Source organism: Larkinella ripae, from assembly GCF_054780775.1.
Map to the genome: position 1 here is coordinate 31,945 of NZ_BAAGVR010000008.1, position 21,659 is coordinate 53,603.

16 protein-coding genes are annotated in these 21,659 nt (G+C 57.3%); 13 read left to right on the plus strand and 3 right to left on the minus strand.

Features of this window, described 5'->3' with window-relative positions:
- Positions 1–65 precede the first annotated feature (65 nt).
- The 4 genes from ACYVHX_RS05070 to ACYVHX_RS05085 all read left to right on the plus strand — a co-directional run bounded on the left by ACYVHX_RS05070 (position 66) and on the right by ACYVHX_RS05085 (position 8,482).
- Positions 66–4,241: a hybrid sensor histidine kinase/response regulator transcription factor gene (locus ACYVHX_RS05070; protein ID WP_460670536.1), complete on the plus strand. Its 4,176-nt coding sequence runs from the start codon at positions 66–68 to the stop codon at positions 4,239–4,241.
- 72 nt (positions 4,242–4,313) lie between these two features.
- Positions 4,314–5,270, plus strand: coding sequence for a DUF6624 domain-containing protein (locus ACYVHX_RS05075; protein ID WP_460670537.1), 957 nt, complete (start codon positions 4,314–4,316; stop codon positions 5,268–5,270).
- Positions 5,271–5,639: 369 nt separating this feature from the next.
- A complete protein-coding gene (locus ACYVHX_RS05080) occupies positions 5,640–7,043 on the plus strand; it encodes a DUF418 domain-containing protein (RefSeq protein ID WP_460670538.1) in 1,404 nt (467 codons plus the stop codon).
- Between the two features lie 41 nt (positions 7,044–7,084).
- On the plus strand, positions 7,085–8,482 hold the full coding sequence (locus tag ACYVHX_RS05085; protein ID WP_460670539.1) for a DUF418 domain-containing protein: 1,398 nt from the start codon (positions 7,085–7,087) through the stop codon (positions 8,480–8,482).
- Between the two features lie 67 nt (positions 8,483–8,549).
- On the opposite strand, the gene ACYVHX_RS05090 is transcribed toward ACYVHX_RS05085, so the two are convergent.
- Complete coding sequence (locus ACYVHX_RS05090; RefSeq protein ID WP_460670540.1) at positions 8,550–9,014, minus strand: hypothetical protein; 465 nt, start codon at positions 9,012–9,014, stop codon at positions 8,550–8,552.
- 131 nt (positions 9,015–9,145) lie between these two features.
- On the opposite strand from ACYVHX_RS05090, the gene ACYVHX_RS05095 reads away from it, so the two are divergent.
- The 6 genes from ACYVHX_RS05095 to ACYVHX_RS05120 all read left to right on the plus strand — a co-directional run bounded on the left by ACYVHX_RS05095 (position 9,146) and on the right by ACYVHX_RS05120 (position 16,162).
- The gene (locus ACYVHX_RS05095; protein WP_460670541.1) at positions 9,146–9,493 is read left to right on the plus strand and encodes a hypothetical protein; all 348 of its coding nucleotides are present in this window, start codon (positions 9,146–9,148) and stop codon (positions 9,491–9,493) included.
- 91 nt (positions 9,494–9,584) lie between these two features.
- Entirely contained in the window at positions 9,585–11,594 is a 2,010-nt protein-coding gene (locus ACYVHX_RS05100) for a TonB-dependent receptor plug domain-containing protein (RefSeq protein WP_460670542.1), read from the plus strand.
- Positions 11,591–12,097, plus strand: a complete 507-nt coding sequence (locus tag ACYVHX_RS05105; protein ID WP_460670543.1) for a molybdopterin-dependent oxidoreductase — start codon at positions 11,591–11,593, stop codon at positions 12,095–12,097. Before ACYVHX_RS05100 ends, ACYVHX_RS05105 begins: the two co-directional genes overlap by 4 nt.
- A gap of 5 nt (positions 12,098–12,102) precedes the next feature.
- Positions 12,103–13,179, plus strand: a complete 1,077-nt coding sequence (locus tag ACYVHX_RS05110) for a cytochrome-c peroxidase (protein WP_460670544.1) — start codon at positions 12,103–12,105, stop codon at positions 13,177–13,179.
- Between the two features lie 132 nt (positions 13,180–13,311).
- Positions 13,312–13,695 carry a peptidylprolyl isomerase gene (locus ACYVHX_RS05115; protein WP_460670545.1) on the plus strand — a complete coding sequence of 128 codons (384 nt, stop codon included), beginning with the start codon at positions 13,312–13,314 and terminating at the stop codon, positions 13,693–13,695.
- A gap of 634 nt (positions 13,696–14,329) precedes the next feature.
- Positions 14,330–16,162, plus strand: a complete 1,833-nt coding sequence (locus tag ACYVHX_RS05120; RefSeq protein WP_460670546.1) for an SGNH/GDSL hydrolase family protein — start codon at positions 14,330–14,332, stop codon at positions 16,160–16,162.
- A 27-nt stretch (positions 16,163–16,189) separates the two neighbouring features.
- Here ACYVHX_RS05120 and ACYVHX_RS05125 read toward each other — a convergent pair whose 3' ends face one another.
- Positions 16,190–18,568, minus strand: coding sequence for a TonB-dependent receptor (locus tag ACYVHX_RS05125; RefSeq protein WP_460670547.1), 2,379 nt, complete (start codon positions 18,566–18,568; stop codon positions 16,190–16,192).
- A gap of 105 nt (positions 18,569–18,673) precedes the next feature.
- Positions 18,674–19,315, minus strand: coding sequence for a dioxygenase family protein (locus ACYVHX_RS05130; RefSeq protein ID WP_460670548.1), 642 nt, complete (start codon positions 19,313–19,315; stop codon positions 18,674–18,676).
- Positions 19,316–19,532: 217 nt separating this feature from the next.
- On the opposite strand from ACYVHX_RS05130, the gene ACYVHX_RS05135 reads away from it, so the two are divergent.
- From ACYVHX_RS05135 to ACYVHX_RS05145, 3 genes are all read left to right on the plus strand, one after another.
- Positions 19,533–20,597 (plus strand): sensor histidine kinase, encoded by a 1,065-nt coding sequence (locus ACYVHX_RS05135; protein WP_460670549.1) that lies wholly within the window; start codon positions 19,533–19,535, stop codon positions 20,595–20,597.
- A gap of 77 nt (positions 20,598–20,674) precedes the next feature.
- Positions 20,675–21,148, plus strand: a complete 474-nt coding sequence (locus ACYVHX_RS05140) for a hypothetical protein (RefSeq protein ID WP_460670550.1) — start codon at positions 20,675–20,677, stop codon at positions 21,146–21,148.
- 12 nt (positions 21,149–21,160) lie between these two features.
- Entirely contained in the window at positions 21,161–21,655 is a 495-nt protein-coding gene (locus ACYVHX_RS05145; protein ID WP_460670551.1) for a hypothetical protein, read from the plus strand.
- Positions 21,656–21,659: the final 4 nt, after the last annotated feature.

Here is a 21,659-nt window from a genome sequence, read left to right on the forward strand (position 1 = left end):
CCGTTCGGCATCTTTGTACAATAAATGCATTCCGGTAGGCAATTAATCCGGTGGCGGAATGGTTTATGAATACGAAGATGATTCATCACAAACTCCGCGCCTGGTTCTGGCTGGGCGTTCTCCATCCGTTTTTTCTGCTTCCGGCGGTTTTTGGACAGCCGGGCGGCCAGGCGTTCAGCCACCTCGGCGTGGAGGAAGGATTGTCGCAAAGCAGCGTGTATGCCATCGCGCAGGATGGTCGCGGTTTTATGTGGTTCGGTACCCGCGACGGGCTGAACCGCTACGATTCCCGCCAGGTGGTGGTCTACAAAAACCGGCCCGACGATCCGCAGAGCCTGGCGTCCAACACCATTAACAGCTTGCTGGTCGACCAAAAGGGGCGGCTGTGGATCGGTACGACGAAAGGCCTGGCCTTGTTTCGGCCTGAATGGAATGATTTTCAGCGGTTTTCGTTCAACGATCCCGGTTCGGCGGCCGTTGCGGATTCCACGATCATGAGCCTGACCGAAGACCACCGGGGTCACCTCTGGGTTGGAACGCTGCGTGGTTTATACCGCTTACAGCCGGACAACGCGGGCCGGTTTGAACCGCTGGCCAAGCTGCTTCCGGACCGGCTGAACCTGAAAAACCAGCAGATTCGGGCGTTGCACGAAGACGCGGACCATACCCTCTGGGTCGGTACGAACGGCGGTCTGGTCAGCCTGCGTCCGACTCCTTCCGGGAAGTACCAATTGAAACCGTATTCGCTCGAACCAACGGATCTGGTGTATCACAACCCGTTCAACGGCATCAGCACGATAGCCGAAGACCGGGCGGGGCGGCTGTGGCTGGGCACCGAACGGCACGGAATTGCGCGGTTTGATAAGCAGCGCGGCCGGGTGATTTCGTGGAATGCCGTACCCGGTCTGGACCTCAGTACGCAGGCGATTCGGGTCATTCAGCCGGACGGCAAAGGCAATTTCTGGGTGGGAACGATGTCGGGACTGCACATTGTGACGCAGGACGGCACCCGGTTTCGCACGCTGACCAACCAGCCCACCGATCCCGCTTCGCTCAGCGACAACTCGGTGCGGTCGGTTTTTCGCGACCGCGACGGTTCGGTCTGGGTGGGGTCGTATTACGGGGGCGTCGATCAGTACAGTCCGCTGGCGCGGCAGTTTGGGTCCTACCATCCCCTGGGCGACGCGGGCGGAATGCCGTTTAAAATTGCGGGCCCGATGTTGCCCGCCAGCACCCCGGATCAGCTCTGGCTCGGCACCGAAGATCGCGGCCTTTTTCTGCTCAATGCCGACAAAACCATCGCCCGGCAGTACGTCCACGACCCCAAAAACCGCCATTCGCTGTCCAACGACAAGGTAAAATGCCTGCTGACCGACGGGCCGGACGGCCTGTGGATCGGCACCCTTCAGGGCTTGAATTACCTCGATTTGCGCCGGCAAACGATCACGCGGTATCTGCACGAACCCGGCAATCCGCATTCGCTGCCGAACGACCGCATTTACGACCTCAAACGCGATGCGGCCGGAACCCTCTGGATTGTCACGAACCTGGGCGGGCTGTGTCGGTTTGTGCCCGAAACGCAGTCGTTTGTGCAGTTGGGCCATCAACCGGCGGATCAAAACTCGCTCAGCTCGAACAACGCCACCAGTTTACTGATCGACAGCCGGGGCCAGTTGTGGGTGGGCACGACGGGCGGTTTAAACCGGAAACAGCCGGGCCGCGCTGCGTTTGTGCACTTTCTGCACCGCGACCACGACGCCCGCTCGATCAGCAGCAACCACATTACCTGTTTTTTTGAAGACCGGCAGCACCGGCTCTGGATCGGCACGCGCGACGGCGGCCTGAACCGGCTCCTGCCCGACCAGCGCTCCTTCCGGCACTACACCACGGCGCAGGGGTTGCCCAGCAACACGGTTTTTGGGATTCGGGAAGATGCGCGGGGGCGCTTGTGGATCAGCACCGACAACGGCCTGGCGCAACTCGATCCGGCAACGTCCCGAATCGTTTCCTACAACCAGTACGACGGACTGGTTTCCAAGGAGTTTACCTCTAATTCGGCGCACCAGGACGGCCACGGTTTTCTGTATTTCGGCGGCTACAACGGCATCGTTTATTTCCACCCCGACAGCATCCGGCGCAACACCACGCCACCCCGGCTGGCGTTCACGCAGTTGCGGTTATTCAACGAACCCGTGAGCAGCCTGTCGGCGGCCGGCATTCAGTACGAAAAAGGGCTGACGTTTACGCACCGGCAAAACGTGTTTTCGCTGGATTTTGCGGCTTTCAATTTCGTCAATTCCTTTAAAAACCGGTACGCGTACAAGTTGCTGGGCTTCGACAAGGACTGGAATTACGTGAGCGAACCCAGGGCCATGTACATGAATCTGGCCCCCGGCGCGTATGTGCTTCAGGTGAAAGGCAGCAACAACGACGGTGTCTGGAACGCTAAACCGCTGGAACTGAGCATCACGGTGTTGCCGCCGATCTGGAAAACCGCCTGGGCGTACGGGCTGTACGTCCTGACTTTCCTGGGTTTGCTGGGGCTCTGGTCGAGGGTCAACCGAAACCGGCTGCGGTTGACGCACGAACTGGAACTGGAGCATACCGAAAAAGCCCGGCAGCAGGAGCTGCACCAGACCAAGCTGAATTTTTTCACGGAAATTGCCCACGAAATCCGCACCCCGCTGACGCTGGTGATGGCCCCCATCGAGGTGTTGACCAGCCACCGCCCCGACGATGCATTTCTGCAGAAACAACTGACCATTATGCGCGGGAGCACCGACCGGCTGCTGCGGCTGCTGAACCAGTTGCTGGATTTTAGAAAGCACGAAACCGGGCACGTCAGCCTGCAAAAACGGGAAACCGATCTGGTGGTTTTTCTCGAAAAAATCACGGATTCGTTTCGCGAACACGCCCGCTCGCGTCAGGTGACGCTGATCAATGAATCGGAAGTGGCGGTTTTTCTGGTTTGGATCGACGCCGGTGAAATCGAGAAAGTGGTGTCTAACCTGCTGCTGAATGCGTTCAAATTTACGCCCGCCGGTGGCTCCATCACGGTCCGCTTGCAGTCCGATTTTGGCGCGTCGGAAACCCCGGACCAGGCCGTGATCACCGTTGAAGACACGGGGCGCGGGATTCCGGCGGCTGAACTCGATCATATTTTCAATCCCTTTTATCAGGTCAATCAGGTCAACGGGCGCGACACCGGTTTTGGGCTGGGTCTGGCGCTGAGCAAGCGCATTGTCGATCAGCACCAGGGGCACGTCCGCGTCGAGAGCCGGGAGCAGCAGGACCGAACGGCGGGCTTTACGCGGTTCCTCATTACGTTGCCCGCAACCCGCCCCGACCTGGCCGCACCCCGGCTGGACTGGGCCGCCGAACCGGAACCGCTGTCGGTGAAATTCCCGGCTTTTGCGGATGCCATCGGCGCGCCGGCGGACGCGGAAAATGGGACGGTTCCGGGCAAAAAGCTTATTCTGGTGGTGGAGGATCAGGAAGATATTCGGGCGTACATCCGGGATTTGCTGGGCGGAATGGTTCAGGTGATCGAAGCCGCCGACGGCCGGGCGGGCTGGGAAAAAGCCGCGCAGCTGCTGCCCGATCTGGTCATTACCGACGTGGCCATGCCGCTCATGGACGGTTTTGCGCTGACGCACCGCATCAAGTCCGACGCCCGGACCAGCCACATTCCGGTTATTCTGCTGACGGCGAAAGGAACCACGGAAAATCAGTTGACGGGCCTGCAAACCGGAGCCGACGATTACGTAACCAAGCCGTTCCACCCGGTTTTGCTGCAGGCCCGGGTGACGAATCTGCTGCTGTTGCGGGAGCAACTGAAGACGAAGTACCACCGCATGGTGATGCTGGAACCGCAAACGCAGGCGCTGGAGCATCCCGACGACAAATTCCTGAGCCAGCTGATGGGCGTGTTGAACAAACACCTGAGCGACGCCGAGTTCAACGTGGGCAGTCTGGTGGGCGAGATGGGCATGAGCCGCCCGGTTTTGTTCCGGAAGGTGAAGATGCTGACGGGCTTGTCGGTCATTGATATGCTGCGGACTACGCGGCTCAAAAAAGCGGAACACCTGCTGCAACAGCGGAAAGCGTCCGTCGCCGAGGTGGCGTTTGCGGTCGGTTTCAGCGATCCGAAGTACTTCAGCCGGGCTTTTCGCGCCCAGTTTGGCCAGACGCCTACGGAGTACAGCAGCCAGTTTGACGAGCAGCGGGAAATTCCGGTTTAAAATTTTCAGCGGGAGGCTAAAGAATAACTAGCTATATAGTTATCTTGCCGGGCCCATTCTGCAAAACCGCCCATGAAAACCGCCTTTCTGCTCTTCTTTGGTTTGTTTCACGCGCTGGCCCACGGGCAGGAGTATGCTTCGCTGATCCGCGAAGCCGAAAAAAAATACACCGATAAAGCGTATGAGGAATCGGTCAGTCTTTACAAAAAGGCCTTCAAACTGGAATCGGAAACCGGCTCGGATTTTTACAATGCGGCCTGTTCGGCGGCTTTGACGAAAGATTCGAAACTGGCGCTGAAGTGGCTGAATCAGGCCATCGACCAGGGATTCACTAACATCCGTCACCTGAAAACCGACCGCGATCTGACCGGGCTGCACGGCCGAACGGCGTGGACAAAGCTGGTGGCCAACCTGCAAACCAAGGTCGATCAACTTGAAGCGAGTTACGATAAACCGTTGCAAAACCGGCTGCTGGCGATTTACGAAAGTGACCAGAAAGACCGGCTGAAAATCAATGAGCTGGGCGAAAAATACGGTTTTGAGTCGAAAGAGATCAAGGAACTTTGGAAAACCATTGAGGAAAAAGACAGCCTGAATCTGATTCAGATAAAAAACATTCTCGATGAGCACGGCTGGGTGGGCGAAGACAAAGTGGGGCCACAAGCCAACATGACGCTGTTTCTGGTGATTCAGCACGCGGATCTGGCTACGCAGCAGCGGTACCTGCCGATGATGCGACAGGCCGTGAAAGACGAAAAAGCGGAGGCCAGCGCTCTGGCGTTGCTCGAAGACCGCGTGGCGCTGGGCGAAGGCCGACGCCAGAGCTACGGCAGCCAGATCGGGCAGGATGAAAAAACCGGCAAAGCCTACGTGCTGCCACTGAATGATCCGGATCACGTCGATCAACGGCGGGCGGAGGTGGGTCTGCCGCCCCTGGCCGATTACGTCAAACGCTGGAACATCGCCTGGGATGTGGCCGAATACAAAAAGCAACTGCCGGAGCTGGACAAGCAGGCCGGGATTAAATAGGTGCTTCACCTCCGCATCCGGTAAGATCGACAGCCCACCATCCCCTGCGCGGGCGAATGTCGCAAAAATACAATCACCGTCCGGATGTCCTTCGTAGCTTCGTTAAGTCATGCAAAACCGGACTTTGCCTAAAACCAATCCGGCGAAAAACCGGATCCGCCGAATAAAAAAAGGCGTTTCCGTTTCAATTGGCGCCGGATCGGATCCGGGCGGTTTTCCGGTTTAGGATACCGGTTTGGTAAAAACCGAAGCGTTCCGATGCCTAACGAGGGTTTTGCCTTTTAATCAAAACTTAATTGGGACAAAATCGTAAGTGTTTATCTTACATAGATTTATTATCTACCATCTCTTAACCTACCCCTTGTCTGAATGGAATCTTCTGTTTCCGTTACGGCCGAACTGCATCCGGCCGCGCCTGAACCGTTTCCGCATTCCGGAATGGATCGGACCGGCCGCATCCCGACCCTCAACATATTGCGCGGACTGGCCGTGCTGGGCATTCTGCTCATCAGCATTCTGCGCTTCGGCCTGACGGAAATGCAGGTTGGCCAACTCATCGCCGGGCCCCAGGGCGGCAATTATTGGTTGCTGATTATCGCGCATGTGCTGGTCGAGCACAAAATGCGGGCGCTGTTCTCGCTGCTGTTCGGCGCGGGACTCATCCTGTTTCTGACCAAAGCCAAAAAACCGGGTGGGCTGGCCGTTCCCGAGTTGTTTCTCCGGCGGCAACTGTGGCTCATGGCTTTCGGGCTGGTCAACGCCCTGATTCTGCTCTGCCCGAACGACCTGCTGTTTCAATACGGCGTGGCGGGTATTTTGCTGTTTCCGCTGCACCGGCTGTCGGCGCGGGCGCTGCTCGTGGGCGCGCTGGTGACCGGCCTGTTTTTCAGCGGGAAAAGCTACTGGAATTACGCGGAACAGCAGCAGAAATACCAGAAGTACGCGAAGGTGGTGGCGCTGGAGAAAAAAAACAAAAAAGTGAAGCTGACCGATGAACAGAAAGCAGACAAATCGGACTGGGAAAGCGTGACGAAATGGCGGGCTTACGACGCAAAAACCGTCCAGGCCGACATCACCTCGATGCGCTCCGATTACGCCACAGTCTGGAATTTTCTGATGGAACCGCTTCAGTCGCTCCAGTCGTATGCGTTCTACCGCCGGGGCATCTGGGATGTGCTGTCGATGATGTTGCTCGGCATGGCGCTGCTGCGGTGGGGCTTTTTTACCGGCGGGTTGACCACCGGCCGGCTGGCGATCCTGGGCGTCGGTGGTCTGGTGATCGGGCAAACGCTGGCCTGGGCAGCGCTGCCGTCGTATGAACTCCAGATCGGAAATTTCACCGAACTGCACCGGTCGGGCACGTTGCCGTGGAGCGAACTGGTGCAGCCCTTCGAACGCGGTTTTTCGGTGGTTGGCTGGGCCGGGCTGGTGGTGTGGCTGTATCGGTTGGGCGTGGGAGCGGGCCTCTGGCGAACCCTGGGGGCCGTGGGGCAACTGGCGTTGACCAACTACCTGATGCAGACCGTGTTTGGTACGGTTTTTTTCTACGGCTACGGCCTGGGCTATTTCGGCAGTTTGCCGGTTTACAAACTCTACCTGGTGGTGGCCGAAATCTGGCTGCTGCAACTGGTCTTTAGCGTGGTCTGGCTGCGGTATTTTCACCTGGGACCCGCCGAATGGCTCTGGCGATCGCTGACCTACGGCGAAAAACCGCCTTTCCGCCGGTCCGAACCGGTCGCTGCGGCTTCCCAAACCGCCGTTGCAACAACCTGACTTTCCTCATCATCCGATTGCCAAACCAGTGTATTATGGAAGTGAATCCGTTACAAATTCAAGCCATTACCGACACGGCCGGTGGCTCCCTTGTCGCCGATTATACAGCGGCACCCCCAACCCAGTCGCCCCGCCCGGTTTCGGGTGCCGAGCGACTGCCCAGTATTGACCTCATTCGGGGTTTTGCGTTGCTGGGCATCCTGATGATGAACATTCCCAGCTTCGGTTACCTGCGGTCGGGCGTGCTGGATATCGTTAAACACCACGACAGCTGGGATTATTTTGCCTTTATGTTTGTCGGCACGGCGTTCGAAGGCACCATGCGCGGGCTTTTTTCGATGCTGTTTGGGGCGGGTATGATTTTGTTTGCCACCAACAAACCCGAGTTGGCGAACGGTCCGTCGGTGGTTGAGTTCTACTACCGCCGGTTGTTGTGGCTGGTGCTGTTTGGGCTGTTCGATGCCTTTGTGCTGCTGTGGGAGGGCGATATTCTCTTTGCCTACGGGTTGCTCGGGATGCTGCTCTATCCGTTCCGGCGGCTGAAACCGGGCTGGCTGTTGGGGCTGGCGCTTTGTTGTGCGGGCATCGGCGTGTTTAAAAATAACCAGTGGGACAGTCAGGTCCGCGACAATCGGGCGGGTTACCTCGAAGCCGTCAAACTCGAAAAGCAGCATAAAAAACCGTCGCCGAAACAGCTGGAAGCCAAAGCGGGCTGGGAGACGTTTACGGGTTATTTCAAAGCGGATTCGGCCAAAGATGCGAAAACGCTGACGGAAATGCGGGGCGACTATCCGGCGGTTTTTGCCCACATCATGCCCCAGAGCAGTCAAAGCGAAATCTGGACCTATTCGGGCGGTTGGGACATGCTGGGAATGATGTTTGTGGGCATGGCCCTGCTCTATTGGGGGTTTCTATCCGGCAAATTATCCACCCGAACCTACGCCGTCACCCTGCTGCTGGGCTACGGTCTGGGCCTGCCTGTCAGCTGGAATTATGTCCAGTTTTACGAAAATTACCTCCGGGATCAGGGGTCGGCGGTGGATGCGTACCGCGTGTTTCCGTTTGTTCTGTACGACATTCGGCGGGTGTTGCTGGCGGTCGGCCACGCCAGTTTACTGATCCTGATCTACCGCTCCGGCGTCGTGCCCTGGCTGATGAAGGCGCTGATCGCCGTTGGGCAAATGGCGTTTACCAACTACCTGATGCAGAGCCTGATCTGCACCTTGTTTTTCAACGGATACGGGTTGGGGTATTACGGCAAACTGTCGTACCACGCGCTTTTCTACGTGGTTGGCGCGGTGTGGCTGTTTCAATTGATTGCCTCGCCGATCTGGCTGCATTACTTCCGCTTTGGCCCGCTGGAGTGGCTCTGGCGCAGTTTGACGTACTGGAAACCGCAACCGATGCTGAACCAGCCGCGTGCTGCAGGTGAGGCTTGAACCGTCGTACGGGGTAGAACCGGGCGGTCGGCGCCGTTGCTATCCCGCACCGTATTCTTCCTGTGCCTTACAGCAAATTCAACTGCACCATGACCGACAGAAACTGATAGCAACCGGCTTTGGTGCGCGCAAACTCATCGGACAGACTGGCGAACTGGGCGGGAAGCGGGATCGTCCGGCTAAACCGCACGGCCTGGCAGGGCAGCGGGGTGTGGGGCGCGCAGGTTTCGCAGATCAGGTCGGAACGCAGCCGGCTAAACCAGCTTTTCAACTGGCCGAGCCGCTGGTGGTAGTCGATGGCCCGGTGCCGCAGATTCGGGTGATTATATTGCGCCAGCACGTCGTCGAGCAACGCCAGTAACTGGCTGATTTCCTGCTGATAAGTGGTCAGGGCCGTTGTCCGGCGCTGGTTTTCGGTGCGGCAATACTCCAGTTGGAGCGGGTCCGGGGCACTGATTGACGTTTTTGAGGATTCCATCCGGTCGATATTTCCCGCAAAGGTTCCGGTTCGGCCGGTTTTCTGCCATGACATTCGTCAGGTTTCCGGCTAACGATCCTCAGCCAAAACCGTATGGGAAGATCAGGCGGGCGACTGACGGCGGTCATCCCTCCGGCGCATTGCAACGGCCATCTTTGTGTCATCAACTTCTTCCTGATACGACGATGAACACGAAACTTGCTCTTCCCGCCCAACCGATTGCCAACACGGCCACAAACGGGTCTACCCGCTATACGAACCTGATCAAATTGATCGAAACCGGCGACTACCGGTTTACCATGATGGGCGCCATGCTGATGGTGCAGGGCTGCATCCTGAGCCCGATTTCGCTGCTGATTTTCCAATATTTTGATTTCGGTTACAGCGACGTTTTTGCCGGAATCGCCGTGGCTGGCTTTTTTGCCGTGCTGGTTTCCAACCTGGGGCTGTTGTCCGTGCGGTTTTGTCTCCAGCTTTTTGCGATCAACGTCGTGCTGCACCTGCTGATGATCGGCGTCCACTTTTTTCACTGAGAAGCGCCGGTTTGTAGCCAACGGCCCCTGTCCATTCAGTAAAAGCGTTATATTTGTCAAAATATAACGCTTTGTTTTTAACCCTGACTGGATGAAAATCACTACTAGCTGCACCTTTTTAGGAAGTTTTCTTGGCCTGATTTCCCTGATCCAGCCGGCGTGTGCGCAATCGGTTAGTCAGGTCGACTCAGGCCGGGTGTTTCGGTTGGGGGAGGTAACGGTTTTGGGCCGCCGGAGCCTGGATTCGACCAGCACGGCCCCGAGTCGCCAGATGGAAGCGTTCAACCGGCTCGACGTGGGGCGGGCACTCAACCTGCTGCCGGGTATTACACTGTCGAACGTGGGCGCCCGGAACGAAACGATGATTCACGTGCGCGGTTTTGATCTGCGGCAGGTGCCGGTTTTCATCGACGGAATTCCGGTGTATGTGCCCTACGACGGCTACGTGGACCTGGGCCGGTTCACCACCTTCGATCTGGCGGAGGTCAATGTGGCCAAAGGATTTTCATCGGTCACCTACGGGCCGAACACGATGGGAGGGGCCATCAACCTGGTGTCGCGCCGACCGCAGCAGCGGCTGGAATTTGAAGGGCGGGCCGGTCTGATGAGCGGCCAGGGACACCGGCTGAACCTGAATCTCGGTACGAACCTGGGGAAATTTTACTTCCAGGGTTCCGTTTCGCAATTGAAGCAGGAAACGTTTCCGCTTTCGGGCCAGTTTGAAGCCCGGCCGCAGGAGGACGGCGGGAATCGGGAAAACGCCTACCGCAACGACCGGAAATACAGCCTGAAAGCCGGTTTTACGCCCAACGCCACCGACGAATACACCCTCAGTTACGTCAACCAGCAGGGCACCAAGGGCACCCCGCCCTACGCGGGCACCGATTCCCGGCAGAATGCGCGGTTCTGGCAGTGGCCCTACTGGAACAAGGAAAGCTGGTATTTTATCTCACGCACGGCCCTGACCACCAGCAGCTACCTGAAAATCCGGCTGTTTTACGACCGCTTCAAAAACCTCCTGAGCGCTTTCGACGACAACACCTACTCGACCCAGCGACGGGGGGCATCGTTCAATAGTTACTACAACGACGATACGAAAGGCGGTTCGCTTGAATACGGCAACCGCTTGGGCAACCGCCACAATCTGAAAGCATCGTTTCACTACAAACAGGATCGGCACCGCGAAAACAACCTCGGCGAACCGGTCAGGACGTTTATCGACCAGACGCTGTCGGTGGGTGTCGAGGAGGTGTATCGCCTGACCAGCCGGCTGTCGCTGGTACCCGGCGTCAGCTACAACGCCCGGCAGAGCCTGCGGGCGGAAAACTACGAAAGCACCACCAAACTGATTACGCCCTTCACCGGCAACAACAGTTCGGCCCTGAACGCGCAGGCCGGTTTATTCTACAATCCGGCCGAAAACCGGCAATGGAGCCTGACGGTGGCGCGGAAAACCCGGTTTGCCACCATCAAAGACCGGTATTCGTACCGCATGGGAGCCGCCATCCCGAATCCGGATCTGAAAGCCGAAACGGCCACGCACCTTGAAGCCGCATACACCAGTCAGTTTGCGATGAGCCAACCGGGTCGGGCCGTAAGTTTTCAGAGTAATCTGTTTTACAGCCGGTTAAGCGATGCCATTCAGCAGGTGAATAATGTGCAGCCGGGCGTTTATCAGTTTCAGAATACCGGCCGCGCCGAGTTTTACGGCGGAGATGCGTCGGTACGGGTGCCAATCGGGGCGGCTTTCCAGACCGGAGCGCAGTATTCGTACATTCACCGGGCGAACCTGAGCAATCCGGAGCTGAAGTTTTTGGATGTGCCCGATCATAAAGTGCTTGTTTTTGCCCAGGCGCAGCTGCTGCGTCGGGCAACGCTGGTGGCGAATGTCGAACACAATTCGGCTCGCTACAGCACCAGTTACGGCACCCGGGCGGGCGGTTTTCTGGTGGCTTACGCCAAGGCTTCCGTCCGAATCTGGCGTTACATAAGTCTGGAAGGGGGCGTAAACAACCTGTTCGACCGCAATTACGCGCTGGCTGAAGGCTTCCCCGAACCCGGCCGCACTTACTTTATCAACCTTTTGATCACCAATTTATGAGGCTTCCACTTTCGCTTTGCTCTGGTTTGGCTCGCCGGGCGGCTGGGCTGTTCGCCCTTTGCCTGCTGGCGGGCAGCAGTTTCGGGCAATTATCCATTTCCGGTGAAGTCACCAAACCGCTGGCGCTTCAGGCCGCCGATCTGAAAGCGATGCCGCACGTGGAGGTGACCGGCAAAGACCGCGACGGCAAAGAACACCGGTATGCGGGTATTCCGCTGACCGAGTTGCTCAAACAGGCCGGCGCCACGCAGGGCGGGGAGCTGCGGGGCGAAAACCTGATGAAATACGTGGTTGTTAAGGCCATCGACGGTTACGAAGCGCTGTTTGCGCTGCCCGAACTGGACCCGGACTTTGCAACGCGGACCATCCTTCTCGCCGACAGCGTCGATGGAGCGCCCCTGCCTACGGGCGTCGGGCCGTACCGGATTGTGGTTCCCGGTGAGAAAAAACCGGCTCGCTGGGTTCGGGAGGTGAAAAGCATTGAGGTGCGGTTTGCAAAATAAAGGTCATGATCGGCAGGTGGTTACTTCTTTTCGGGATGGTGTCGGTGGCCGGGCTGGCAGCCTGGAAAACCGCTGACGATCCGGTGCCGACTGGGCCTTTTCTCCTGCATTTTCCGGCTTCGTTTGGCGGGCGGTTCAGCATTCCGGCCGACAACCCGATGACGCAGGAAGGCGTTCACCTGGGGCGGCTTTTGTTCTACGAACCGCGTCTGTCGAAAACCGGTACGATTTCCTGCGGCAGTTGCCACCAGCAGGCGCGGGCGTTTACGGACGGGCTGGCGCTGAGCGTTGGCGTGAGTGGCAAACCGACGCGCCGGAATGCCATGTCGCTGGTGAACCTGCTGTGGGTCAGGCGGTTTTTTTGGGATGGACGCTCGGGCAGCCTCGAAGAACAGACTTTACTTCCGCTGGCACACGCCGACGAGATGGGCGCGGGGCCGGGCGACGCGGCCGGAATGTTGCAGAAAAACGCGCCGTATCCGGCCCTGTTCCGGCGCGTTTTTGGCTCCGACACCATCACCGACGCCCGGATCAGCAAGGCCATCGCGCAGTTTGAGCGCAGCCTGATATCGGCCGATTCGCCTTATGACCGGTATTTGGCCGGGACGTATTCCTTGACGGCCCCGGAGGAGCGCGGCTTGCGCTTGTTTTCGGCGGTTCCCAACCCCGAAAAAGGCGTTCGGGGTGGCAGCTGCGCCCACTGCCACGGCGGCCCCCGGCTCATGCAGGAGTTATTTCATAACAACGGGCTGGATCAGCAGGCTGCCGATCCGGGGCGGCAGGAGGTGACGGGGCTGACGCTCGATCACGGCCGGTTTCGGGTGCCGACGCTGCGCAACATCACGCTGACGGCTCCGTACATGCACGACGGCCGGTTTGCCACGCTGGCGGCCGTGCTCGATCATTACAGCGAGCACGTTCAGGACAATACCGCGCTGCCCCGCGAACTGATTCCGGGCCGGGCCGGTGGACTGGGCCTGACGAGTGCCGAAAAAACCGATCTCCTCGCTTTCCTGAACCTGCTGACCGATACGGTTTTTGTCAATAACCCCCGGTTTTCGGATCCGCACCGCCCGCGCTGAAAGCGGATGCCCCGGTTTTCTTCGGTAAAAAGGGCGCGGACCCGCCTGATTTGTTAAATTAAGCTAAAAAGGGAGATAGCGGCATAATCGGCGGGTATGGGCTGCGTTACTTGCTTTAAATACCCATACCTGATGAACAATATACTTGTTTCTTTGCTTTTCATTTTCGGTCTGGCGGTGCCTGTAGCGGCTCAGAACAAGCTGGCGTATACGGATCAGCAGGCCAAAGAGCAGATCGAAAAGCTGTACGACCAATTGCAAAAAGGCGCCGATTTTGGGGAGCTGGCCCGTCAGTATTCCCAGGATGTAGGATCGGGTGAAAAGGGTGGGGATTTAGGGTGGTCAAAACCGGGTACGTTTGTGGATGCCTTCGAGAAGGAAGTCAGAGCGCTAGCGGTCCATGCGTTTACCAAACCGTTTCAAACGGAATTCGGCTACCATATCGCCCAGCTCATTGATAAAAAAGGCCAACAGATACGAACCCGGCACATTTTGATTCGTCCGGCCGGCCGGTAAATGGTTTGGTTTTTCCATTGCACCGGGAAAATTGGACAAATCATTTCCTGAAGTACTGATCCGGGTAGCCCTATCCGTGGGGTAAATATTGCCCATAGTGTGCATCAAATTGCTTCCCGCAGGAAAGGCGGCCGTTGAGGAGATGGGCTGCTAAAATTAAATGAATAGGATTATTTATAGATTTAAGTACATACAAAGACGAGCGTGGAAGTTTAGAATTGACTGTTTATCGCTTGAAAGTGACCCGTTTAATCGTTTCAGCAACCAATAAGATGGCTTTTACGCAAAAATCATTTTATAACTTTTTTGTAATCAGAAAAACTTTTTTGTTAAACAGGAGTTACTCGGTGCTAAAATTGCAAAATTTGTAGCGCTTACCTGTGTTTAGGTAAGACAGAGAATATGTATTACATCCCGGCCTATTTTAGGCCGGGTTTGTTTTATCCTCATCTTCAGAACGTTTGTCAAAACAAGCATCCGCCCCCAACTTCCCGCTTCGGTTTGAAAACTAGCCGGAGCCATTGCCGGGACCTAATGCTGAAACCGGCTGAATAAAAAGTGGATTTTTCGAGTTCCTGCGTATTTTTGACGAATCACCGGCTGCCCCGCCAGCCGGCGCCTGAACCCGACTCCGATGAAAAAAACGCTGCTCTTTTTTGCCCTGTTCATTTTCCTGAATGGACCCGCCCCGTTGGCCCAAACCGCCGATGATTACGTCTGGTGGAATCCCGCCAGCGTCACCGTTCCGGTAATCGAAGGCCAGGCCTGGTCGGGCCAGACCCTCCGGAATCCGTACGATCGCTTGCCGTCCGAATCCGAGCGGAGCGTTCGAAAAGCGGTCTGGAACCTGTCCCGCAATGCCGCCGGTCTGATGATCCGGTTTCGGGCCAGCACCGATAAGATCGTGGTCCGGTACGCCGTTGAGGGCAAGCACGCCCTGCCGCACATGGCCGCAACCGGCGCCAGTGGGGTCGATCTTTACGCCGGAACTAGCGACGGCGACTGGCTGTATTGCACCGGGAAGTTTACCTTTGGCGATACCATCCAGTACCAGTTTGCCAACCTGCAACCCAACGACACCTACCACCAGAAAGGCCGCGAATACCGCCTGTATCTGCCGCTGTATAACTCGGTGAAATGGCTCGAAATCGGAGTGCCCAAAAACGTAACGCTGACGCCCCTGCCCGTCCGGCCCGACAAGCCCATCGTGGTTTACGGCACGTCCATTGCGCAGGGCGCCTGTGCGTCGCGGCCCGGCATGGCCTGGACGGCGATTCTGGGCCGGAAACTCGACCGGCCGCTGATCAACCTGGCCTTTTCCGGCAACGGACGGCTGGAAAAGGAAATTGTGGAGCTACTGCCGCAAATCGACGCTAAAATTTACGTGCTGGATTGCCTGCCCAACCTGATCACGACGCCCGAACGAACGGCGGAAGAGGTAAAAAACCGCATTCTGGAGTCGGTCCGGACGCTGCGGCAGAAACGCCCGGCGGTGCCGATTCTGCTGGTCGAGCACGCGGGCTATACCGACGGCGAGATCAACCCGGGGCGTCGGCGGTCGTACGGTGAAGTCAACGAAATCATGCGGCAGGCCTTTTTGCAGTTGAAAGGCGAGGGCATCGACGGGCTTTATTCGCTGCCCAAAGCGCAGATCAACCTGGAACCGGACGCGATGGTGGACGGCACGCACCCGACCGATCTGGGGATGCAGCAGTACGCCGATGCGTACGAACGAACGCTGCGCGTCATTCTGCAGGAACCATCGGGCCCGGTTTCGACCATGAAACCCCGGATTCAATCCCGCGATTCCCGTCTGTACGACTGGGAAACCCGCCACCGCGCGATCATGGACCGGCTGAAAACCAACCCGCCCCGCATCGTTTACATCGGCAACTCCATTACGCATTACTGGGGTGGGGAGCCGAAAGCGCCCCTCGCGCAGGGGGCCGATTCCTGGAAAACCGTGCTGGAACCGCTGGGTGTTCAGAACCTGGGCTACGGCTGGGACCGTATCGAAAATGTGCTCTGGCGGGTGTACCACGGCGAACTGGATGACTACGCGGCCGCGCAGGTGGTGCTGATGATCGGCACCAACAACCTCCAGTGGAATTCGGACGCCGAAATTGCCGCCGGACTGAAGTTTCTGATTCAGGCGGTTAAGATTCGCCAGCCCACGGCCGAAATCCTGCTGATCGGCATTTTGCCCCGCCGAAACGAAGAAAAGCGACTGGCTTCGCTCAACGAGGAACTGGCGCAGATCGCCGGGGAGTCGAACGTCCGGTTTGCCCAGCCCGGTACGGTTTTTCTGAAACCGGACGGCAAAATCGACGAAGCGTTTTTCAGCGACGGCCTGCACCCCAATGCCGAAGGCTACCGGCGGTTGGCGGCCCAGCTCCAACCGTATTTGAAAAAAGCGCCGGAAGGGAGCCCCAAAACCAGAAAAGATTCGGCCAAACGGACGAAGTAACCACAGCCGCCAGCGGGACAATCGGGGTCAATCCGGGTTTTCGGCCTGCCGGACGCGCGGTCCCTTGATTTCTTTTTTGCCGAGTTTATACGAAAAGGTCAGCCGGATGTGCTGATTCTGAACGCGGTAGGTCTGCGTTTGGTGGAAGGCGTCGGTGCGGGTTTCTTCCGTGATGAACGTATGGGGCGTCAGGATGGTGTCCAGGCGGAGACTCATCACGAACCGTTGGCTGGTCGATTCCCGGTTGAAGGTCAGGCTGTAGTATTTCCAGCCGGTCCGGTAGCCCTGCAACCGGAGGGTGTTGCCTTCGAAAAAACCGTAAAAGTCGATGCTGAATCCGCGGGGGAGCTTGTAACTGCCGTTCAGCACCAGCTCGCGCATCAGACCCCGGTTGGCCAGGTGGAGCACCCGGCTTTCCAGCCAGCCATACTGCGGAGTAAACGTTGCGCTCAGGTTCAGCCGGGAAGACGGTTTCCAGCTCAGGTTAAGCGACAAACCGAGCCGCCGGTTTCGGCCGATGTTCTGCCAGGTGCTTTCAAAAACGCCGTCGGGCCGGGCGGTCCGGATGCTTTCGATGCTGTTGCGGTTGTGGTTGTAGAACAGGCTGATGTCGGTGAAAAACCGGGTGGCATTGCGGGCATAACTCAACTGATACCGGCGCGTCAGTTCGGGTTGCAGCCGCGGATTGCCAAATTGAATGTTGAGGGAATCGCTGTTGTTTACGGTCGGATTCAGGGTATTGAAAGAGGGGCGGACCAGTTTGACGGTATAACTTGCTTTCAGCGTACTTTTCGGATTCAGCGTGCGGCTGATCAGCAGATTGGGAACCAGGTTCTGAAAAGAAGGAATTTCGAGGGCTGTGGTTTTAAAAACCGCCCCCAAATCCGTTCGCTCATAGCGCGTTCCGGCCACCAGCTGCCAGGCTTTCCGGCGGACACTGAGACTGGTATAAACCGCATACACCGTGCTGACGTAGGAAAAGAAATTCGAGCGAACCGGATCGTTTGCGTAGGTTTCTTGATCAACATCATAGATGCCAAACCGGCTGTCGCTCCGCAGTGTTTTCCGGGTTAGCTTGGCCCCGGTTTCCCACTTGAGCTGATCCGTGAAGGCGAGCGAATAATCCGCCTGAAGCATCAGATCGCGGTTTTGGGTCAGGCTCCTGAAGTTCTCCCGGTACTCCATCGCGTGGTCCCGTTCCTGATCCAGTGCGTAGCTGCTGAGGCCGCCGAACCGAAAATACAGGCCCAGCAGGGAAAATTCCTGCCGCCGGTCGCGCGACGAACCCGTATACCCGAGGGTGAAGGTGTGGCCCTGGTTGTCGATGGGCGCGTCGATGGTCCGCCGGAAGGCCGGTTGCCGGATTTCGCTTTCCGCATAAAAATTGTCCGATACGGTTTTGGTCCGGAACGGCGTCGACCGGGCGCGGTAGCCCACATTGAGCGTATGGAGCGAATCCAGGCTGTAGAGCAGACTGGCCCCGCCGAAAAAATAAGTGCCCCGCTGCCGGGATTCACTTTTCTGCGCGATCCGAAACCGCCCGGTTTCCCGCTCCAGCACGGCACCGTTCCGGTTCCAGTAGACTTGCTGAAAACCGTCGGCTTTCAGCAGCCACCGCCCCGACTTGCGCTGCACATCGGCCATGAGTTGTTCGCTGCGGTTGGCCAAAACCGCCCGGATCGTGCCGCTGGTGGCGTTTTCGCGGTTGCGCCGGGTGATGATGTTCACCACGCCATCGGTTCCTTCGGCATCGTAGCGGGCCGACGGGTGCGTGATTACGTCGACTTTGACAATGGTTTCGCCCGGGATGGCTTTCAGGGCATCCGCTACCGAGGTCGCGTAACTTTCGGACGGTTTGCCGTCGATGAAAACCCGGATCTGCGAACTGCCGCGCATGGACAGCTCGCCGTTGGCGTTGACCGTGAGCAGCGGCACCCTGCGCAGCACGTCGGCGCCGTTGCTGCCGGCAATGGCGGGTAAGCTCTCCGCGTTGAACGTCAGGCCGTCGACCCGCTGCTCAACGAGCGGTTTTTGCCCCCGAACGGTGACGGTTTGCAGGGTTTTCGCATCCGGACGAATCGCGGTTTTTCCCAAATCCAGACCGGGCTTTCCGGCGCTCAGCGTCCAGACCGGCGTTTGCGCCGACCGGTAACCCACCCTGCTAAACGTCAGGTGATACCTGCCAAACGGAATCCGTCGCAACTCGAAACGACCTGAACTATCGGTGAGCGTTCCCGTGAGCAGCGAATCGCCCCGAAACAGGGCAACGGTTGCGAAGGGTACGGTTTTGTCGGTCAGGGAATCCGCGACCACGCCTTGTACACGGCCCTGATCCGCCAGCTCCTGCGCCCGCAGATAAGCCGGTTGCCAGCCAAACAGAAACAGAAAGAAAACGAGCGGTTTCATACTGGATTGATGCGGGAGTAAAGAGCGGGTTAACCGGAGGTTGGGCATGCGGGTAGCCGTCCGCGCCCGGGGGTGCGGTTCGGAAATGGGCGGTTTTTGGAAAGCTTAGGGGGTTGTTTGGGTCCTGGTGCCGGGATAGTTCGGGATGTTTTTGCCGAGGTAAATGTTGCGTTCGCCCTTGTACATAGTCCCCACATCGACCAGTTTGACGATGCCGCTGCCGCCCCGGTTTTCCAGCTTTTTCCGTTGATCGGCGGTTAAAAGCGGGTCGTCATCAAACACAAATTCGTCGATGTAATACTCATTAAGGCCCGGTTCTTTCACCGTGATGTGGATGTGGGCCGGTTCATCGCGACCGGGGTAGGGGGCCGGTCGGAGCGTGCCGAATTTGTAAAAACCGTTCCCGTCGGTACGCACCCAGGCCCGGATCGAACCGTGCCGTTTTTCCCAGCCTTTCGCGTCGGCTTTGGCCGTATAATGGCCGGTTTCGTCGGTGTGGTAAAGGTACAGCACGACCCCGGCGGCCCGGCTGCCGTCGGCCCTGTATACGGTGCCGTTGATGCCCAGCGGTTTTTTACCGTCCCAGGTCACTCCCGGCAGTTTGACGAAGCTCTCCAGCTTTTCGAACGGCACGGTATTTTCGTAAATCGCTTCGCAACCCTCGCAGGGGCCGCCCACTTTCTGACCGTAGAGGGCCGGCGTAACCGCGCTGAAACTGAGGAACAGGGCAATGATTGGCTTTTTCATGGTGTAAATTTATGCGTTGGTGAAGCAAACCAACACCGGTTTCGGAAGAGCGCCAAAAAAAGTAGATCAACGACTCAAAAAGTAGAGGAGAGGGCGGACCCCTATTTTTCTCTACTTTTTGGGTCGTTGGTCGATATAATTTTAAGGGTACGGTTCTTTTGGTTTCATTTACAGCGAAATACGGAGAAAAACCGTACCCGTATTTTCGTTATTCGTCATGGACTTTCTGGACAAACCGATCAAACTACCGCTTTCCAACCGCACGGTGCCGCGCAAGTACGCGCTGGTGCACGCGGTCTACTGGATTCTGATCACCGGTTTTTTTCTCTACGAAAAGCGCTACCTGATCTACAAAGCCAGTCTGTCGTATTTTACGGTTTGCGTGATAATGAGGGTGTCGATGCTGATCGTTATTGCCTACCTGAATTTGCATTATTTTCTGCCGCGTTACCTCCTGATGCGACGCTATGGCCGGTATTTTTCGCTGGTGCTGCTGTCGATCCTGGCCTACCTGATTGCGCAGAGCCTGTTTGATTATTACCTGTACGGCTACGTCATCGGGCCGATGCGCAACAGCGATTTGTGGGAAAGTCTGTCGTATAATTTTTTCAGCACCCTGTGGTACCTGGGGCTGATGGTGGCGCTGAAACTGAGCATCGACTGGTACGAACAGCAGCGGATTTTGCAGAAAATCACCGTCGAGAAATTGCAGGCCGAAGTAAATTTTCTGCGCTCGCAGGTCAATCCGCACTTTTTGTTCAACATCCTCAATAACCTCTACGCGCTGACGCTCAAAAAGTCGGATCTGGCGCCGGATGTGGTGCTTAAATTGTCCGAAATGATGGAGTACATGCTGTACGACAGTGATGATGTGCGGGTGCCGCTCGAAAAGGAAATCCGGTATTTGCAAAACTACATTGAGCTCGAAAAAATCCGCTGCGGAGATCATTCGGACATTGCGCTGGAGATCAACGGCAATCCCGACGGCCAGGAAATTGCGCCCCTGCTGCTGCTGCCGCTGATCGAAAATGCGTTCAAACACGGTGTTGGCCGGCAGGCGAAAGAAGCCTGGTTGCGCGGCAAAATCACCCTCGACCCCTCGGCGGTGGAGGTGACGGTGGAAAACAACAAACCGGCAACCCAGCTCAGGGAAGCCAAAGGCGGCATCGGACTGACCAACCTCCGGAAACGGCTCGAACTGCTGTATCCCGGTCGGCACACGTTCCAGACCGAAGAAAAACCGGATAGTTACAAAGTGTCGCTGAGCATTCTGTTTTCGTAAACGATACAACCTCAAGGTCTTGAAGACGGGGTCGCCTAGAGCTTGCAGGTTCAGTCAAATTAAAAAGTAGAACGACCATGAAAGCAACAATTCCGTATTTGCTCCTGGCACTGGCCGTCGGTTTTGTGCCGGCCAGCCGCGTTTCGCCCGATCCGGCGACGTTCTGGGCCACCAGCCCCTGCGACCAGATTCCCCGCGCGATGTTGTCGATTCCGGCCCCGGCGAAGTGCGAAATGATCAAGTGGGAACTGACGCTTTACCGGGACCCGCGTAACCAGAATCCGACTTTTTATAAACTGAATTACACCTACGGCCAGCCGAAACCTTCCACCACGGATTTCATGCCGGATCGGGTGAACGGCCTGAGAGAAGGGAACTGGTCGTTGTTGAAAGACGGTAAAAACAAAACCATTTATCGGCTGACGCCCAATGATGCCAATCCCGCGATTTCCTTTGTCCGGCTGGACGATAAGCTGCTGCACCTGCTCGATTCGGACGGAAAACTGATGATTGGGCACGGCGGCTGGAGTTACACCCTGAACCGAAAATAACCTTCTATGGCCATGAAAAACCGCCTTTTGTGGGTTCTGATTGCGGGTTTGCTGCTGGGCGTCAAAACCGCCCGCGCGCAGGAAGCCCGGGCTGCGAATGTTCCCTCCAAAACCACGTCCCGGACGCCGGTCGCCGAGGGGGCGCCGGTATTCGGTGTTTTCGACGGCCGGTTTCCCTGCGCCGAAATTCATCAGGACTGGAAGCAGCCCGTTCGGCCGGAATGCGTGAAGATGAAGTGGCGTTTGACCCTTTATCACGACGCTGAAACCCATCAGCCGACGACCTATCGGTTAACCCGCCCGGCCCGCGAAGGGAAGTGGGCGCTGGTGCGCGGCACGAAAACCGACCCCGACGCGGTGGTGATTCAACTGGATCCGGACCAGCCGGAGGTTTCGATTTACCTGCTGAAAAGGGATGACAACGTCTTGTTTGTGCTCGATCAGCAGCGTAATTTTCGGGTTGGCGACTCTTATTTAAGTTATACGCTGAACCGCGTAGCGAACTGACCGC

Coding starts and splice junctions, on each gene's coding strand:
- ACYVHX_RS05090 (WP_460670540.1), bottom strand. CDS start 9,014: ATGTCATGGCAGAAAACCGGCCGAACCGGAACCTTTGCGGGAAATATC.
- ACYVHX_RS05140 (WP_460670550.1), top strand. CDS start 20,675: ATGAAAGCAACAATTCCGTATTTGCTCCTGGCACTGGCCGTCGGTTTT.
- ACYVHX_RS05120 (WP_460670546.1), top strand. CDS start 14,330: ATGAAAAAAACGCTGCTCTTTTTTGCCCTGTTCATTTTCCTGAATGGA.
- ACYVHX_RS05080 (WP_460670538.1), top strand. CDS start 5,640: ATGGAATCTTCTGTTTCCGTTACGGCCGAACTGCATCCGGCCGCGCCT.
- ACYVHX_RS05095 (WP_460670541.1), top strand. CDS start 9,146: ATGAACACGAAACTTGCTCTTCCCGCCCAACCGATTGCCAACACGGCC.
- ACYVHX_RS05070 (WP_460670536.1), top strand. CDS start 66: ATGAATACGAAGATGATTCATCACAAACTCCGCGCCTGGTTCTGGCTG.
- ACYVHX_RS05075 (WP_460670537.1), top strand. CDS start 4,314: ATGAAAACCGCCTTTCTGCTCTTCTTTGGTTTGTTTCACGCGCTGGCC.
- ACYVHX_RS05145 (WP_460670551.1), top strand. CDS start 21,161: ATGAAAAACCGCCTTTTGTGGGTTCTGATTGCGGGTTTGCTGCTGGGC.
- ACYVHX_RS05135 (WP_460670549.1), top strand. CDS start 19,533: ATGGACTTTCTGGACAAACCGATCAAACTACCGCTTTCCAACCGCACG.
- ACYVHX_RS05115 (WP_460670545.1), top strand. CDS start 13,312: ATGAACAATATACTTGTTTCTTTGCTTTTCATTTTCGGTCTGGCGGTG.
- ACYVHX_RS05105 (WP_460670543.1), top strand. CDS start 11,591: ATGAGGCTTCCACTTTCGCTTTGCTCTGGTTTGGCTCGCCGGGCGGCT.
- ACYVHX_RS05110 (WP_460670544.1), top strand. CDS start 12,103: ATGATCGGCAGGTGGTTACTTCTTTTCGGGATGGTGTCGGTGGCCGGG.
- ACYVHX_RS05100 (WP_460670542.1), top strand. CDS start 9,585: ATGAAAATCACTACTAGCTGCACCTTTTTAGGAAGTTTTCTTGGCCTG.
- ACYVHX_RS05125 (WP_460670547.1), bottom strand. CDS start 18,568: ATGAAACCGCTCGTTTTCTTTCTGTTTCTGTTTGGCTGGCAACCGGCT.
- ACYVHX_RS05130 (WP_460670548.1), bottom strand. CDS start 19,315: ATGAAAAAGCCAATCATTGCCCTGTTCCTCAGTTTCAGCGCGGTTACG.